The organism is Herbaspirillum sp. GCM10030257 (genome assembly GCF_042666555.1).
Taxonomy (GTDB): domain Bacteria; phylum Pseudomonadota; class Gammaproteobacteria; order Burkholderiales; family Burkholderiaceae_D; genus Noviherbaspirillum.
The window spans coordinates 136,907-151,912 of sequence record NZ_JBHTDH010000010.1; the positions used below are offsets into that span (position 1 = coordinate 136,907).

Genomic DNA, 15,006 nt, shown 5'->3' on the forward strand with positions numbered 1-15,006 from the left:
ATAGCTACCCATCACATGCTCCTGTCCACTTTACGTAGAACATTTCCGCCTGCTAAAAGAACCCGCAGGATTATCGTTGCTGGATTACTTGTTTCGTTAATCGCGAGCTACTCGTATATTAATTATTATGCGCAGGCAATCTGTGGACATTTGGCGATTGTCATGGGTGCACGTCCCATTGATGACTGTCTCAAGGACCCGTCTGTTGAAAGCTCCCTCAAAGCCAGACTTACCAAAATCAAACAAATCCGCGACTTTGCGGTACATGAACTCGGCTTGCCTGATAACGGCAGCTACCGTACCTACGTCGATATAGGGCGTCCCTATGTTGCATGGAACGTCATCGCGACGACGCAACTATCACTCCAGCCAGTTGAGTGGTGCTTTCCGATAGCCGGCTGTGTCAACTATCGCGGCTATTACAACAAGGCCGATGCCATTTCCTATGCTCGAAACTTGCAGAAGGCTGGCTATGATGTGCATGTTTCCGAAGTTCCGGCTTATTCGACCTTGGGATGGTTTGATGACCCTGTGCTCTCCAGCTTCGTCAATTACTCCGAACCGCAACTGGCGCGTCTGATCTTTCATGAACTTGCGCACCAGGTGCTGTATGCGAAGGGCGATTCCCAGTTCAACGAATCATTTGCAGTGACAGTGGCCGAGGAGGGAGTGCAACGATGGATCGCCAAGTTCGGTGCGGCGGGTGTACAGAAGAAGCTTACTGTTTATGAAAAACGGAAGACGGAATTCCTTGCGCTTCTGATGAAATACCGGGAACGTCTCGCCGACCTGTACACCAGCGAAAAAACCATCTCCGAAAAGAGTGCCCGGAAATCGCAGATTCTGCGCGGCCTGAAAGACGAATTCGGTACGCTGAAAGTAAGCTGGGGCGGGTATTCCGGCTACGATGACTGGTTTGCTCAGCCGCTCAACAATGCGCACCTGGCATCCATCGCTACCTATCATGATTTCGTACCCGGCTTTAAAGCGCTACTGCGAAAGCAGCCGAACCTTCAGTCGTTCTATGTTACTGCGCGTAGTCTTGCGGCGCTTCCAAAGTCATTGCGGGATGAGCAACTCACTCAGTTGGGCGAAAGCGATCCGCTGACGAGCCCGTTGAACGGGAACGAAACCGATAGTAAGAGTAATTCACCGTTAAAGAAAACGGTCAGTTAAGCGTGTGATCTTATCGACTGCTTACGGGCTTAGGGATTGAGTAACAAAAATGGCCATCTGGTGCGGGATAGATATAGAAAGCACCTAAAGCAATTTGTCGAAGTTATTAGAGGAGCCAAGCGAACTAATACCTAGGGGAAATGCACCAGGGAAATATTATTAGATTCAAAGGTTTATAGGCTGTTTTATCTTTGATCCATTAGGATATGCGTTAAATTTAATTCCACTCTTCGGAAGTAAGTGTGACGCAATCCCGCGCATGGAACTAATTGCTACGCATGCCTGACGGGTAGTATTTAAAAGATGATGTTGCCCAAAAATAAAACTTCCAAATTGAAATTAATCAACTATGCTTGATTGTTCGAAGACGTTGCTGATCCTAATAAGTAGGTGGTCCTAGTAAGTATTCAGAGCCGAGAGGGTTCAAATGAATGCAGTTGCTACAACACTCAAAAGCCAGCAGCGGTTCAACGTTCTCCGAGCCTACCGCGCCCGCGGCAAACACAATAGTGATATGTGGCTTGGATATAGCGCTAAGATGAATGACGACTTCCTGTTTCCGAGTGCGATTCAGTACCTACATTGGCTTACTGTTCTCGAACTAAATCCAGCAGTTAGGTCGTTTATCATCGAACCGGAAATCGTTATTTCCTACGATGACAATGAAACTCGCGGCACTCGCCTTGACGCAATCGTTCACCTTAGTAACGGTTCCGTCGAATGGCATGAAGTAAAGGCAGGTACTAGTTCCATCCACAGCGAACGAAGTCAACATTTAGCCCAGGCAGCGGCGAGTTCAAGCGCAGGTGTAACTTATAAGCGCTATACAAACGACGACCTTACTCCGTTGGTTGCACTTGGTGTGCGGATACAGAAAGCGTTGTGTTACGCGGAAGTGGTCCGGTTTCGTAGCGAGACTGAGGCTTCAATAGCCCTCTATTCCAAAATTCAAACTTACCGACAAGGTACCATCGGAGACCTATGTGAGGAGCTTCCATTGTTCGATGCGCCTGTTCTGTATGGCGTATTAGTACGAATTGCAGCCAAGGGTGCTGTACGACTGGATCTTTCCAAAACAGGAATCAGTCGGTCCACTGTTTGGTTCGCAGAGGATATGACATGAGAAAGCGAATATCGGCGGCGGCAAATGCACTGAGCGTGAAGCTATGGCCGATCGTTCCGCCAGAGGTCATCAAAGAAGCCTACCGAGATAAATTCAATAAACGAGTCCGCGCAGTCACAATGTATCTTGATGGTTACCCGGGTAAGGATATCCAACTTGCCACCGGAATCTCCGCGAAAACTATCGCACTCTATGTTGATAGATGTCTCAAGTTGGGTGACGACGGAAGAATTCTGGGTTTTCGAGCATTGATCCCCTATTTGCATCTAAAGCCGTACACAAGAACTTCCGGCCCCTCGCCAAAACAACCAGAGCAACAAGGTGGACAATCCGGAGAAATGTCGCGCTTGTTGACTCGCCTACCGGATCTAAATGACATCTTGACGGCTAATATTCTTCAGTCCGCTAAGGCAAAAAAGATTCCTGAGGCGCGATTAAGAGGGAGGGACCTGCACAATATATTTATAACTGCCATAAAGGAGCTTGGTGTAACAGGTGACGAATGGCCCTTTAATTCGAAATATAGAGGGCTACGTTCGATCACAACATACATGCGAGCTATTTTATATAGGAATTTTTCTCGCTCAGTCGCTGCATGGGGATCAGACGAAGCTAAGGCACATCTACCCACCGGTACCGGAAAGAAGGCATTGTTCAACTTCCCTGAACCGTATGATGCCGTAGAAATTGACGCATACCGCATAGACGCATTTCTAACTATAGCGATGCAAACACCGGAAGGCGCTGAAACCGAAATTCTACTTGATCGCCTTTGGCTAATTGCAGCAGTTGACGTCGCTTCCACCGCAATTTTGGCGTATCAGATAGTGTATTCCAGTGTGGTCCGCGCCGCTGACGTAATTCGCGTGATCAGGGACGCATCAACGACGAAATGGAAACCAATGGAGTTGACTGTGCCCGGATTAAATTACCGGGAGGGGAGTGGCTTCCCAAGCGGTATTATTCCCGAAGCAGAAAACGCTTTATGGTCTGTTACCATGCTAGATGGTGCACTTTCAAATCTGGCGATGGCCGTCCACGATGGGTGCCGCAAGACGTTTGGATTTTCCCTTAATTATGGATCGCCAGGGCACTTCGAAAAGCGACCGAATGTAGAAAATACTTTCGGGCAGATCGCCGATAACATATTTCATCGTTTGCCCTCCACCACTGGAAGCAATCCGCACAATGGACGCGCTGCAAACGCTGAGCAGAAGGCCATACGCCACAAAATCCGGGCCCAGGAAACATTACAGCTTGTTGATGTGGCGCTCGCACTGCATAACTTAACGCCTTGTAAAGGTCTATCAAGTCTATCTCGGCTTGCGTTTATCTCCTATTTTCTTTCAGGCCCACGCCCACGCGTTGAAGCAAGAAAACTGCCGCTTGACATGATTCACAAAGCGAGAAAGATCTTACTAACCCAAGAAGCTACCATCCGTGGGAGCCTTGAAAACGGACGTCGGCCATACGTAGAACGTGATGGTGGGATCTACACAAACGACGTAATAGGGTCGACCAGCGCGCTAATAAATCAAAAAATAATAATAACGATTGAAGAGGACGATTACCGCCAATTCGAAGCATTTATGCCTGATGGTGCACCACTTGGCTTTCTTCTAGTGGGAGGCAAGTGGTCTGACATTAAACATAGTGTCGCTACACGCAAGAAAATCAACTCTCTTGTACACCGACGCATTCTTTTTCTATCTGAGTTTGAGTGTCCGGTAACTACCTATCTGCGCTACCTAGCAACATCCTCTGCCGGAAAACAGAAGTCAGCCCCTCGCGTCTCAAAGAAGAATGCGACAGAAATAATGCGGGTGACTCAAGAGTCGGATGAAGAAGTTCCCGTCGTCAGTCCCGCAATCTCGCCAAGGAACAGGATTCTCAAGCAATTTGAGGCGGAAGTTGCACCTCGGCGCACCACCATGCCCTCTGTTATTGGCTTATTCGACAAAGTACGAAACCGAAGGTAAGAGGAGATGCGATGCAACCAGACGAATACAGGGCCTTGGCAAGCAGCCATCCTCTCAAAAGGCGCCAATATACCTTGCCAACCCCTATGCTTGAGGCAGCTTATGACCTTATCCGCACACGCGTAAACGCGCGACGCCCTGGTATTGTCCTTTACGCCACTCCTCAAATCGGCAAGTCAAGCTGCTCAAGGGACGTAGCACGATGCCTAAAACTCGAGTTCCCAGACTCTTACACCGCAAGAGTTGAGGCAAGGGGTGGCAAGCGTACCGATAACGGACATATGTACCGACTTATATTAGAGGCGGAAAGGCATGTTCTTTCGGATAGAAAAAACTCGAATGATCTTTTCATGAATGCTGTCTTCGACATCGCAACAAAAGTAAATAAGTTAGGCGGAGGTCAATACGTTTTAATCCTCGACGAGGCTCAAACCTTGACCCAGGTGGACTTACAGTGTCTAGTTTATTTCAATAACGCCTTGGCTGAACGAGGCATTCGCATGACCACCGTATCCTTTGCTCAGCCTGAGATTCTTCATCGGATTACGGCATTCGGTAGGTCTGGCGCGTATCAGATTATTGCGCGCTTTCTTTGCGATACTGTTCAGTTCCATGGATGCGCAGACAACGAGCAGTTACGCACAATTCTCAACCAGTACGACGAGTTGTCAGAGTTCCCGGAAAATTCTGGAATAAGCTTTACCTGTTTCTACTTGCCCATTGCATTCAAGTACGGATTTCGTCTTTCTACATACGCTAACGCTATCTGGACATGCATTGATACCGTTCTTAGGAAAGGTGACTTGTTTACTGTCCCAATGCAACATCTTTCAATTATCATCGAAGAGTTACTGCAGAATGCACAAACACAGGACTGTTCATCCTTTAAGTTGACAGAAGAGGAGATAAATGCCTCGGTTCTGACCTCTGGATTACTGAATTTTACGGCTGCCTCTTGCAGCACGTTATAACGTGCCTTTACTAAACTACTCGCGTCTTACGTGGGATTCTCGGCGAGATAAACCCTACGAATCTGCGCGAAGCGTCGTCGACCGAGTCTGCGCTTATAACCGTATGTCGCTTTCTCAGCTGGCAGCGATGATTGCGCTACCTGGCTCGACATCGACCCGAAAGGATCCTGGTGATAGTAGGGATAGCTCATGGATTGATTTCCATAGGTTCGCATTGTTGCTCGACGTTAGGGAGGACTGGCTAAAGGCAGCGTATCTAGACCGTTTAGGCTTCAACGTTAAGGGGCGGAAGTGTTTATCGTTTAGACACTGTGTTTCATGCCTTGATGGGGGATACCATTGTGTTTTCTTTGATCTACATATTTTGGAGCGATGCCCCTGGCATGACCGACTACTTATCGTCGAAGCGAAGAATAGGCTTATTGAGATCTGGAACCAAGACATGGCGATTCAAATCTGCGAATCCGAAATTGATAAGCAACATCACCTTTTCGAATTTGAGGATGACGACTACTCGTGGAGATCGGTTCAACCTAAGCGTTGGCCTGACCCGATTTCACACGATACCGTAAAGGATTTCGGAGACCGGGTTGTTAACTGGTGGAAGCGCGTTGGCCAAACATTAAGCGTCCGCGATATGCTCTTTTCGGACTTACTAGATGCTCAGCCAGAGAAAACTTCTCCATTGAATAGACAGACCGCCCAACTCGACTATGCAAAATCTCTTGGATTCGAACTGCCCTTGAAGTTAGATGGTGGGCGCAAAGTAGCGATTGCTCATTGGACCGGGCCTGCGGCCGATCGATCCAACAATGATCACGAACGGGGAATACCTTCGGCGGACATTAAAGCGCTATATAAAAGTTTTCGCCGCCATATTTTCAAACGATATGTCCGTAGCCATAAGCATTGCAACCTTCGCTTAACTCGGAGGAGTCAAGCCGGAGTATCAAATATACTTAGCGACGACGTGTGTCCAGTCTGCCTTGCGTACTTCGCCTGGAGAATGTCTGCCGAGTGCACCGGAATGAACGGATGGGGTCAACTCGATCAGAGCAAAGTGCCTGTTCGGCTGATGAGTGCCAGAGACAGCCGCCTGTGGACTTCGCGTCACCGTTTGCATTGGACATTTTATAGTTTCTTCGGAATCTGGCAGAGCGTGCTGTTATTGTGCGAACAAAATCAGACATTTCAAATAGGGCGCTCGTGGCGATACGCCCCTGACGAATTTACTCTAGGGTCATGCGTAGCCGATGCGGATGCCTTATCGCCAGTAATCAATGTTTCGGCGCTTTATCCTCATCCAGGTTTTCTTTCGAGCGCCAATGCAATAAGGTGTCTAAACTCTAGGTTCCTTCCGATAACGAGTACCGGCAAACATTCGCCAGGTGACTTTACTGCGATTTCTTCGTGGCAAGCACAAACCGTCCGTCATGAAATGCTCGTCGTTGGCGATGAAAGTCATCTTCCATCTCAGCCTAAGCTTCTTATTTTATAGATTCAGAAACATGTGGCGCTTCGTTGGCCCCATACGACCACTTGGAGACTGGTCATGCGTAGGTTACGAAAAAAATCGCTGTATGCAGGTCGATCTCCTTCTGAGTTGCAACTTTCGGCGTGGGAAACGCAAGCCAACTTGGAACGAGGCATGTTGTTTCATCCGACCGGATATATGATGTTTAACGAGAACAGTGCTACGCCAGAGGTGGCATAGGAAATTCAGACAGTCAGATAAGTGGAAGTCTTGCTTCATAATCGCAGCCGGAGGCTGCATTTCAGGAGCAAGTATGACCAGAAGAACGAGACGGGACCACTCATCCGAATTCAAGGCGAAGGCGGCATTGGCAGCGCTCAAGGGTAAGCGGACGCTAGCGGAATTGGCACAGCACTTCAACGTGCATCCGAGCCAGATCACCGAATGGTAGTATGGCATCGGTGTCCTGACCAGCCGCCACGCTGGGACTCACTGGCGATGGCAACGGATGCGTTTCCCCCAGACCCAATTTCGATCTTAAAACCACATCGTCGGCCGAAGGAAGGAAGATTTCTCGCGGGTGGCACTGAGTCACCAACTATTTGCTGGAACTGCCTGAAGATATGCCCCGGGTACACAATCCTGCGTTGTGAATGTTGCGCTATTTGTGATGCATCTCCGTCAGGTGATCGTTGACAATCTCATGCGATGCGAAGACAAGGGGCCACGTTCGCCGTCTGCCTCAGCCGTGCATGTCCAGCGCTGCACTCGCGTCCGCCTCGACGGTAAAACAGTGGTATGCGTATTTTGAACGCACGCCTTACATTCAATACATCATGTGAAGAAATGTTGTGTTTCCGTTTGGCAGTAGAAGCAGTGGAGTCCACAACAAGATGGTGCTTGCTTACGCTATACTGACGTTATTATTGATGTCACATCCGATGCGTCATTTCTTCTCATCATTTTGCAGGCTTATCGCCGGCGTCCTCCTTATGACGGTTTTCACGTCCGGAATCGCCATGGCTACATACGTTTGCCCAGAGCTGGCGCAGCCGGCAATGACCGGAATGACTGAAGGAATGCCTTGTGCCGATATGGACAAGGAAAAACCGGTTCATTGCGCGGAGTTTCAAGCACGGGACGATCTAGCCTTAGAGCATTTGGCCGCGCCGCTCGCTGTTACACCGCCGACCATTTTGCTTGTCATGCCAGCGATGGCGCCAGCCATCCCGCCTTTCCTTACTGTTTTCTGGCCGGATTCTCCATCGGACCCAGGAAGCGATCCTCCCTACCTTCGCACACAGCGACTGCGTATTTGACTTAACCCTGTGCTGTTTTGCCGGCCGGCATATCGCCGAGGTCGGAGTTCGTCTCATTCACAGGGAATTCTATGTTTTTGCTTATCAAAGCGCGACTGCGTCCATCGCATCAGTCGCGCGTACTCCATCACATCGGCGTGCTGATCGCGTTGTTGGTTGGTACCACCATGTCTCATGCTCAGATAAGAGCTATGACGTTAGACGAGGCGTTGCAACTCTCTTTGCAGCGCTCATCGCTGCCCAAAGCAGCTGAAGCATCCATTCTCGCTAGCCGCGAAGCCGCCGCGAAGGCGGGCCAGTTACCGGATCCGATGCTCAAAGTGGGCATCGATAATGTTCCGGTAAACGGCGATGAGCGCTGGAGTACCACGCGGGACTTCATGACCATGCGTCGCGTCGGCATCGAGCAGCAGTGGGTATCGGCCGACAAGCGCGCGGCGCGCTCAGAACGAGCCCAGCGTGCCATCGAGGTGGAAGAAGGCAACTACCTGGCTGAAATTGCCAAAATCAGGGAAGCAACCGCCAAGGCGTGGGTAAATGTCCTGTACATCCAGCGGACGCTGGCCCTCGTCAAGGAGGTCGAGCAGCAAACTGCCGAGGACTTATCCGCAATGCAGGCATCCCACCGCGGCGCCAAGGCGACAGCATCGGACGTTGTACAAGCCGAGTTGGCGTTGTCGCAAGCCAAGGAGACTACCCGCAAAGCCGAACAAGAACTGAGGAACGCCAGGACTGCCTTGGCCCGATGGACCACGATGCCCGTTGAAGCCGTGGCCGACGAGACGCCTTCACTGGTTTCCCATGTTCCCGATCTCCCTCTCCAGGAGTTGGAGAAATACCATCCAGTCGTTTTCGCTGCACGGCGTGCCATTACCCTGGCCGATGCCGAAACCACTGTTGCGACCAAGGAGCGTCGTCCAGACTGGTCGATTGAAGCAGGTTTTAGCAAACGCCCACAGTTTTCCAACATGGTTTCTGTCGGCATCAGTATTCCGCTGGCGGTGAATCCGTCAGAGCGGCAAGACCGCGACATCGCAGAGCGGTCCGCAATGGGGACCCGGGCTCGGTTGCAGTACGAAGATGCGGTCAGGGAATTGCAATCGGAAATCCAGACGCAGGCCGCCACACTCACAAGCCTGAAGGAACGGCTTTCCCTTTTGAAGGCAGAGCTTTTACCTGCCGCCCATCAGCAGGTTGACCTTGCCACCGCGGCGTACCGCGCCGGCACCGGCAGCCTGAATGCGATCTTCAGTGCGAGGAAGATGCTGCTGGAGCAGAAACTCCAGATCACGGAACTGGAAAAGGATGCTGCACTGACCTGGGCAACGCTTGAACATCACGTTGTACCGCATGAACTGGCATCGGCAGGGAGGACAGCGCCATGAAAACGAAATTTGCACTTAAAGCAATCGTCTTGGCACTGATTGGCGCCGGCCTGGCATTCGGTGGATACTGGATCGGTTCACAAGGCAAGGCCAACACAGAATCGACTGCGACAGCAGGCACAGTAAACCCCAGTGAAAAGATTGACCCGAAGACGGGCCGCAAGGTGTTGTACTGGCATGACCCGATGGTGCCCGGCCACAAGTTCGACAAGCCCGGTAAAAGCCCCTTCATGGACATGCAGCTGGTCCCGGTGTATGCCGATGAAGGCGGCGCAGAAGGCGGCATCAAGGTCAGCCCGACGTTGCAGCAGAATCTGGGAGTTCGCTTTGCGACTGTGCGTCGTGAAGAGACACACGATGCGCTTGAAGTGGTGGGCACGACGCAGTTTAACGAAAGTGCTGCGGAGGTTGTGCAGAGTCGCGTGACTGGCTACATTGAAAGGTTATATGCCCGCTCGCCGATGCAGCGGATCCAGCGCGGGGAGCGTATTGCAACGTTGTTCGTCCCGGACTGGATTGCCCCGCAGGAGGAGTACCTCGCACTGAAGCGCTCCGGCAATGATGCACTTGCCTCCGCGGCACGCGAACGCATGCGTGCCATGTCCATCCCCGACGGCGTCATTGCACAGCTTGACCGTACCGGAAAGGCACAACGCAATATCACGCTGACATCGCCAGTGACAGGGGTCGTGACCGAACTTGCGGTGCGCGATGGCGCGATGGTTTCCCCGGGAATGACAATTGCCAAAGTCGCCGGTTTGAACAAGGTATGGCTGGTCGCTGAGATCCCGGAAACTGCGGCAGGTTCGGCCCGGACTGGCATGACCGTCGAAGCCAGGTTTTCGGGCAAGCCGAATCGTAAATATGCGGGCACAGTCCGTGAAATCCTGCCAAACGTCAGTTCCTCGACCCGCACCATCCAGGCAAGGCTTGAACTGGATAACCGGGATGGCAGCCTCATTCCCGGTATGTTGATGCGGGTACGCCTCGGTGCCGAGAAGGCGGCGTCCCGGCTGCTTGTACCGACGGAAGCGGTTATTACGACCGGCAAGCGCTCAGTCGTCCTGGTAGCGGGCGACAACAATTCCATGCAGCCAGTGGAAGTGACGACGGGTCGTGATATCGGTGACAGCACTGAAATCCTGAGCGGCCTGACTGAAGGCCAGAAGGTAATCGCATCCGGGCAGTTTCTTATCGATTCGGAAGCCAACCTGAAATCGGTATTGCCAAAGCTTTCCAGTCCAACCCCAGCCCAAGGCCAGCCTTCGACCCAACCCGCGCAGGCTGCTGCAGGGCCGGTCTACCGAGGTGTGGGCAAGGTGGAAAAGGTCTCGCCCGAAGCTTTGACGCTTTCACACAAGCCAATTCCGGAGCTGAAGTGGGGCGCGATGACCATGGATTTCAATAAGCCGACGCCTGATGCGTTCGCCGGCGTCAAACCCGGGCAGGACGTAGAGTTTTCATTCAAGGAAGGCAAGGACGGCTACGTCCTTGAGAAAGTCGCGCCGGCTGGAGGTGCGAAATGATCGCCCGGATCATTCGCGAGTCGATCGCCAATCGCATCTGGGTCTTGCTGGCTGCCGTCGCCATTGCCGGATGGGGTATCTGGGCGCTTGGCAACACGCCTCTGGATGCCTTGCCGGACTTGTCCGACACGCAAGTCATTATTCGCGCCCAGTATCCGGGCAAGGCGCCACAGCTTGTCGAAGACCAGGTCACTTATCCATTGACCACGGCGTTGCTAGCCGTGCCGGGTGCAAAGACGGTCAGAGGCTATTCCTTCTTCGGTGACTCGTTCGTCTATGTACTGTTCGATGATGCGACCGACCTCTACTGGGCACGCTCGCGCGTGCTGGAATACATCAGCCAGGTACAGAGCCGGTTGCCACAAGGAGTGCGCGCCGAGCTAGGTCCAGACGGAACCGGGGTGGGCTGGATCTTCGAGTACGCACTGGTGGACCGCACCGGAGGGCATGACCTGGCCCAGCTGCGGGCATTGAACGACTGGTTCCTGCGGTTCGAGCTTAAAACCGTCCCGGATGTCGCCGAAGTGGCCAGCATTGGGGGCATGGTCAAGCAATACCAGGTCGTCCTTGATCCGGACAAGCTCCGGGTATTTGGGATTTCGCACGCGAGGCTGCTTGAGGCTCTTTCCAAGGCAAACCAGGAATCCGGCGGCTCGGTCGTGGAGATGGCAGAATCAGAATACATGGTCCGCTCGCGCGGCTATCTGCGTTCACTGGAAGATTTCCGCAATGTCCTGTTGTCCAGCAGCGAGGCCGGCACCCCCGTAACATTGCGCGACGTCGCAACGGTCCGTCTTGGTCCCGAAATGCGGCGCGGCATTGCAGAACTGAATGGCGAGGGGGAAGTCGCTGGCGGCGTCGTGGTGATGCGCTCTGGTAAAAACGCGCTGGAAACCATCAAGGCAGTCAAAGCCCGCCTCGCTACGCTGCAGGGCTCGCTACCGAAAGGCGTCGAAGTCGTGCCAACATACGACCGTTCGAAATTGATTTCGGCGGCCGTCACGAATTTGCGCGACAAGCTCATTGAAGAGTTTGTTGTGGTTGCGATCGTCTGTGCAATCTTCCTGTTCCATTTGCGCAGCGCATTCGTGGCAATTGTGTCGCTGCCGCTGGGCGTGCTTGCTGCGTTCATTGTCATGCGCTACCAGGGCGTCAACGCCAACATCATGTCGCTTGGTGGCATTGCCATTGCGATCGGGGCGATGGTCGATGCGGCCATTGTGATGATTGAAAACGCGCATAAGCACCTGGAAGCCTACGAGCACGCCCATCCAGGGAAAGAACTGAGAGGACAGGAACGCTGGACATTGATGGCAGAATCAGCGATCGAGGTCGGCCCAGCATTGTTCTTTTCCCTGCTCATCGTGACGCTGTCCTTTGTACCGGTGTTCGCGCTGGAAGCGCAGGAAGGCAAGCTCTTTGCTCCGCTGGCATACACGAAAACCTACACGCTGGCCGCCGCCGCGGGCCTTGCGATCACCATCGTCCCCGTGCTGATGGGCTACCTGATTCGCGGGCGGATTCCCAAGGAAGCAGCGAACCCCATCAACCGGATACTGATCCGTGGATATCGTCCGTTGCTGGAGGCCAGCCTGCGTCATCCGGTTGTAACGATCGGTATTGCCGTGGTCGCGCTTGTCCTGACTGCGATTCCCTTGTCGCGCCTGGGCGGTGAGTTTCTGCCGCCACTGGACGAAGGCGATCTGCTCTATATGCCTTCAGCACTACCTGGGCTATCGGCTTCCAAGGCGAGTGAGCTTTTGCAGCAGACCGACCGGCTTATTCGTACGGTGCCGGAAGTGGCGACGGTGTTCGGCAAGGCCGGCAGAGCGGAATCGGCGACGGACCCGGCGCCGCTGGAAATGTTCGAGACCACTATCCAGTTCAAGCCTCGTGCGCAGTGGCGTCCCGATATGACGCCCGCAAAACTGGTTGAAGAACTCGACCAAGTCGTCCGGGTACCGGGATTGTCCAACGTCTGGGTTCCGCCTATCCGGAATCGCCTCGACATGCTTTCAACCGGCATCAAGACACCGGTAGGAGTCAAGATTTCGGGATCCGACCTTGGGCAAATCGACCAGATTGCATCTCAGGTAGAGACCGTGGTCAAGAATGTCCCGGGCGTGACGTCTGCGTTAGCCGAGCGGCTGCGCGGGGGACGCTACATTGACGTGGATATCGACAGGCCGCGTGCAGCGCGGTATGGCTTGTCGGTCGCTGATGTGCAGTCGGTAGTCTCGTCCGCCATCGGTGGTGAAAACGTTGGTGAAGTCGTTGAAGGACGTCAGCGGTTCCCGATCAATGTCCGGTATCCGAGGGACTATCGGGATTCGGTGCAGTCGCTACGAGAATTTCCTGTAGTAACCGACAAAGGTGCACAGATCCGCTTGGCTGACGTGGCAACCATCATGGTTACCGACGGTCCTCCGATGATACGCAGCGAGAATGCACGCCTGTCCGGTTGGGTCTATGTCGATGTGCGTGGAACGGACCTGCACACCGCGGTAAAAGCCATGCAGGCAGCGGTGCAAAAGGAAATCAAACTGCCAGCCGGCTATTCGATTGGCTGGTCTGGCCAGTTCGAATACCTGGAGCGGGCCGCCGCCAAGTTGCAGACGGTGATTCCATTGACATTGATCGTCATCTTCATCCTGCTGTATCTGGCATTCCGGTCGACTTCGGAAGCCTTGCTGTTGATGCTTACCGTGCCATTTGCGCTCATCGGTGGCTTTTGGTTTGTCTGGCTGCTTGGGCACGCCGTATCGGTCGCGACTGCTGTTGGCTTCATCGCGCTCGCGGGCCTCGCCGCTGAGTTCGGTGTCGTCATGCTGGTTTATCTGCGCAATTCATTAAACCAGCGGCTAGCGACTGGGCAAACGTTGACCAGAGACTTGATTATGGACGCCATCCGTGAAGGTGCAGTGCTGCGAGTGCGGCCGAAAGCAATGACCGTGGCCGTCATTCTGGCTGGACTGGTTCCCATCATGTATGGCTCGGGAGCAGGCTCTGAAGTCATGCAGCGCATAGCCGCGCCGATGGTCGGCGGAATGATTTCAGCGCCCCTGCTGTCGTTGTTTGTCATTCCGGCGGCATGGCGTCTTCTTCAGGAGCGAAAACTACGCTCTGCGGCAGGAGCCCGGCTTCACAGCGTCACTGTATGAACTTCTACCACTATTGATTTCACTGCTAACACAAGGAGCAAAAAATGGACGCACCTTTCTACAAATTCGTCGTCGTAACTGGCTTGACAATCCTGGCGTTAAATACCGCGGCTGCTGACCAGGGGAAAGGTGGCATGGGTGATATGGGTGGCATGAAAATGGATGGCATAGAGAGCAACAAAGACTCTGCAAGCAACGTCGGGGTGAATGAAGGCGAGGTCAAATCCGTGGATAAGGATAAAAAGAGCATCACCTTGAAGCATGGTCCAGTCAAATCTGAAACGGTCGAGATGAGCCCGATGACGATGTCTTTTCCAGTCAAAGACGCCGCGCTGCTGGCTCGCGTGAAAGTCGGCGACAAAGTGAAATTCAACATCGAAAACATTAAAAACACTGCGACCGTAACCTCACTGCAGGTTCAGAAAAAGCGGCATTAAGCAATATAGGGCGCGGCACAGGACGGCTGGGCCGCGCATAACAACAGGGAGCGTCGATGTATTTCATTCACCTCCGGGTGTATTAAAGGAGATATCTATGAACCGCACATTGTTGTTGGCAACTTCCATGCTGTCCCTACTAACGCTGGCCGGTTGCGTCACCGACCCGACGTCTCGTCAAACTGACGCGGCAGGCTCAATGCCAATGGCCATGATGGCCGATAAAGGAATGATGGATATGTGCATGGCCCACATGAGCCAAATGACGCCAGACATGATGCAGAATCGCATGGAGATGATGCAAAGGCATCATCAAATGATGGAACCGAAAATGAAGCCGCAGTAACCTGGCTAAGCACCGTGTTCGGCTGCAACAAGCACCTCTTGCTGGCATGCCGGCTTTCAAGGCCAAAAGGACAAGCTTGACTTGTCCTTTTGCTCATCTCGTCTGGTGC

12 protein-coding genes and 1 pseudogene are annotated in these 15,006 nt (G+C 52.9%); 12 read left to right on the forward strand and 1 reads right to left on the reverse strand.

Annotated features, from left to right (window positions below; translation table 11 throughout):
• The first annotated feature begins 15 nt into the window (after nucleotides 1-15).
• The 4 genes from ACFQUU_RS16715 (at nucleotide 16) to ACFQUU_RS16730 (ending at nucleotide 5,249) form a co-directional block, all read left to right on the forward strand.
• Entirely contained in the window at nucleotides 16-1,176 is a 1,161-nt protein-coding gene (locus ACFQUU_RS16715) for an aminopeptidase (RefSeq protein WP_382249115.1), read from the forward strand.
• 427 nt (nucleotides 1,177-1,603) lie between these two features.
• A complete protein-coding gene (locus ACFQUU_RS16720) occupies nucleotides 1,604-2,299 on the forward strand; it encodes a hypothetical protein (RefSeq protein ID WP_382249117.1) in 696 nt (231 codons plus the stop codon).
• Entirely contained in the window at nucleotides 2,296-4,278 is a 1,983-nt protein-coding gene (locus tag ACFQUU_RS16725; protein WP_382249118.1) for a hypothetical protein, read from the forward strand. Before ACFQUU_RS16720 ends, ACFQUU_RS16725 begins: the two co-directional genes overlap by 4 nt.
• A gap of 11 nt (nucleotides 4,279-4,289) precedes the next feature.
• Complete coding sequence (locus ACFQUU_RS16730) at nucleotides 4,290-5,249, forward strand: AAA family ATPase (protein ID WP_382249120.1); 960 nt, start codon at nucleotides 4,290-4,292, stop codon at nucleotides 5,247-5,249.
• A 26-nt stretch (nucleotides 5,250-5,275) separates the two neighbouring features.
• Here the strand turns inward: ACFQUU_RS16730 and ACFQUU_RS16735 are convergent, their stop codons facing one another.
• Nucleotides 5,276-5,440: a hypothetical protein gene (locus ACFQUU_RS16735; RefSeq protein ID WP_382249122.1), complete on the reverse strand. Its 165-nt coding sequence runs from the start codon at nucleotides 5,438-5,440 to the stop codon at nucleotides 5,276-5,278.
• A gap of 251 nt (nucleotides 5,441-5,691) precedes the next feature.
• Here ACFQUU_RS16735 and ACFQUU_RS16740 point away from each other — a divergent pair, with 251 nt between their 5' ends.
• The 8 genes and pseudogenes from ACFQUU_RS16740 to ACFQUU_RS16775 all read left to right on the forward strand — a co-directional run bounded on the left by ACFQUU_RS16740 (nucleotide 5,692) and on the right by ACFQUU_RS16775 (nucleotide 14,897).
• Nucleotides 5,692-6,747 (forward strand): hypothetical protein, encoded by a 1,056-nt coding sequence (locus tag ACFQUU_RS16740; RefSeq protein ID WP_382249124.1) that lies wholly within the window; start codon nucleotides 5,692-5,694, stop codon nucleotides 6,745-6,747.
• A 289-nt stretch (nucleotides 6,748-7,036) separates the two neighbouring features.
• Nucleotides 7,037-7,171 (forward strand): annotated as a pseudogene (locus ACFQUU_RS16745) (helix-turn-helix domain-containing protein); the annotation flags it as partial.
• 403 nt (nucleotides 7,172-7,574) lie between these two features.
• Entirely contained in the window at nucleotides 7,575-8,042 is a 468-nt protein-coding gene (locus ACFQUU_RS16750; RefSeq protein WP_382249126.1) for a hypothetical protein, read from the forward strand.
• A gap of 71 nt (nucleotides 8,043-8,113) precedes the next feature.
• On the forward strand, nucleotides 8,114-9,427 hold the full coding sequence (locus ACFQUU_RS16755; RefSeq protein ID WP_382249128.1) for a TolC family protein: 1,314 nt from the start codon (nucleotides 8,114-8,116) through the stop codon (nucleotides 9,425-9,427).
• Nucleotides 9,424-10,953 (forward strand): efflux RND transporter periplasmic adaptor subunit, encoded by a 1,530-nt coding sequence (locus ACFQUU_RS16760; RefSeq protein ID WP_382249130.1) that lies wholly within the window; start codon nucleotides 9,424-9,426, stop codon nucleotides 10,951-10,953. The genes ACFQUU_RS16755 and ACFQUU_RS16760 overlap by 4 nt, the downstream gene beginning before the upstream one ends.
• Nucleotides 10,950-14,114 carry an efflux RND transporter permease subunit gene (locus ACFQUU_RS16765; protein ID WP_382249132.1) on the forward strand — a complete coding sequence of 1,055 codons (3,165 nt, stop codon included), beginning with the start codon at nucleotides 10,950-10,952 and terminating at the stop codon, nucleotides 14,112-14,114. Before ACFQUU_RS16760 ends, ACFQUU_RS16765 begins: the two co-directional genes overlap by 4 nt.
• Nucleotides 14,115-14,158: 44 nt before the next feature.
• The gene (locus ACFQUU_RS16770) at nucleotides 14,159-14,551 is read left to right on the forward strand and encodes a copper-binding protein (RefSeq protein ID WP_382249134.1); all 393 of its coding nucleotides are present in this window, start codon (nucleotides 14,159-14,161) and stop codon (nucleotides 14,549-14,551) included.
• A 97-nt stretch (nucleotides 14,552-14,648) separates the two neighbouring features.
• Complete coding sequence (locus ACFQUU_RS16775; RefSeq protein ID WP_382249136.1) at nucleotides 14,649-14,897, forward strand: hypothetical protein; 249 nt, start codon at nucleotides 14,649-14,651, stop codon at nucleotides 14,895-14,897.
• Nucleotides 14,898-15,006 lie beyond the last annotated feature (109 nt).

Coding starts and splice junctions, on each gene's coding strand:
- ACFQUU_RS16720 (WP_382249117.1), top strand. CDS start 1,604: ATGAATGCAGTTGCTACAACACTCAAAAGCCAGCAGCGGTTCAACGTT.
- ACFQUU_RS16740 (WP_382249124.1), top strand. CDS start 5,692: ATGGCGATTCAAATCTGCGAATCCGAAATTGATAAGCAACATCACCTT.
- ACFQUU_RS16775 (WP_382249136.1), top strand. CDS start 14,649: ATGAACCGCACATTGTTGTTGGCAACTTCCATGCTGTCCCTACTAACG.
- ACFQUU_RS16730 (WP_382249120.1), top strand. CDS start 4,290: ATGCAACCAGACGAATACAGGGCCTTGGCAAGCAGCCATCCTCTCAAA.
- ACFQUU_RS16725 (WP_382249118.1), top strand. CDS start 2,296: ATGAGAAAGCGAATATCGGCGGCGGCAAATGCACTGAGCGTGAAGCTA.
- ACFQUU_RS16755 (WP_382249128.1), top strand. CDS start 8,114: ATGTTTTTGCTTATCAAAGCGCGACTGCGTCCATCGCATCAGTCGCGC.
- ACFQUU_RS16715 (WP_382249115.1), top strand. CDS start 16: ATGCTCCTGTCCACTTTACGTAGAACATTTCCGCCTGCTAAAAGAACC.
- ACFQUU_RS16760 (WP_382249130.1), top strand. CDS start 9,424: ATGAAAACGAAATTTGCACTTAAAGCAATCGTCTTGGCACTGATTGGC.
- ACFQUU_RS16765 (WP_382249132.1), top strand. CDS start 10,950: ATGATCGCCCGGATCATTCGCGAGTCGATCGCCAATCGCATCTGGGTC.
- ACFQUU_RS16735 (WP_382249122.1), bottom strand. CDS start 5,440: ATGAGCTATCCCTACTATCACCAGGATCCTTTCGGGTCGATGTCGAGC.
- ACFQUU_RS16770 (WP_382249134.1), top strand. CDS start 14,159: ATGGACGCACCTTTCTACAAATTCGTCGTCGTAACTGGCTTGACAATC.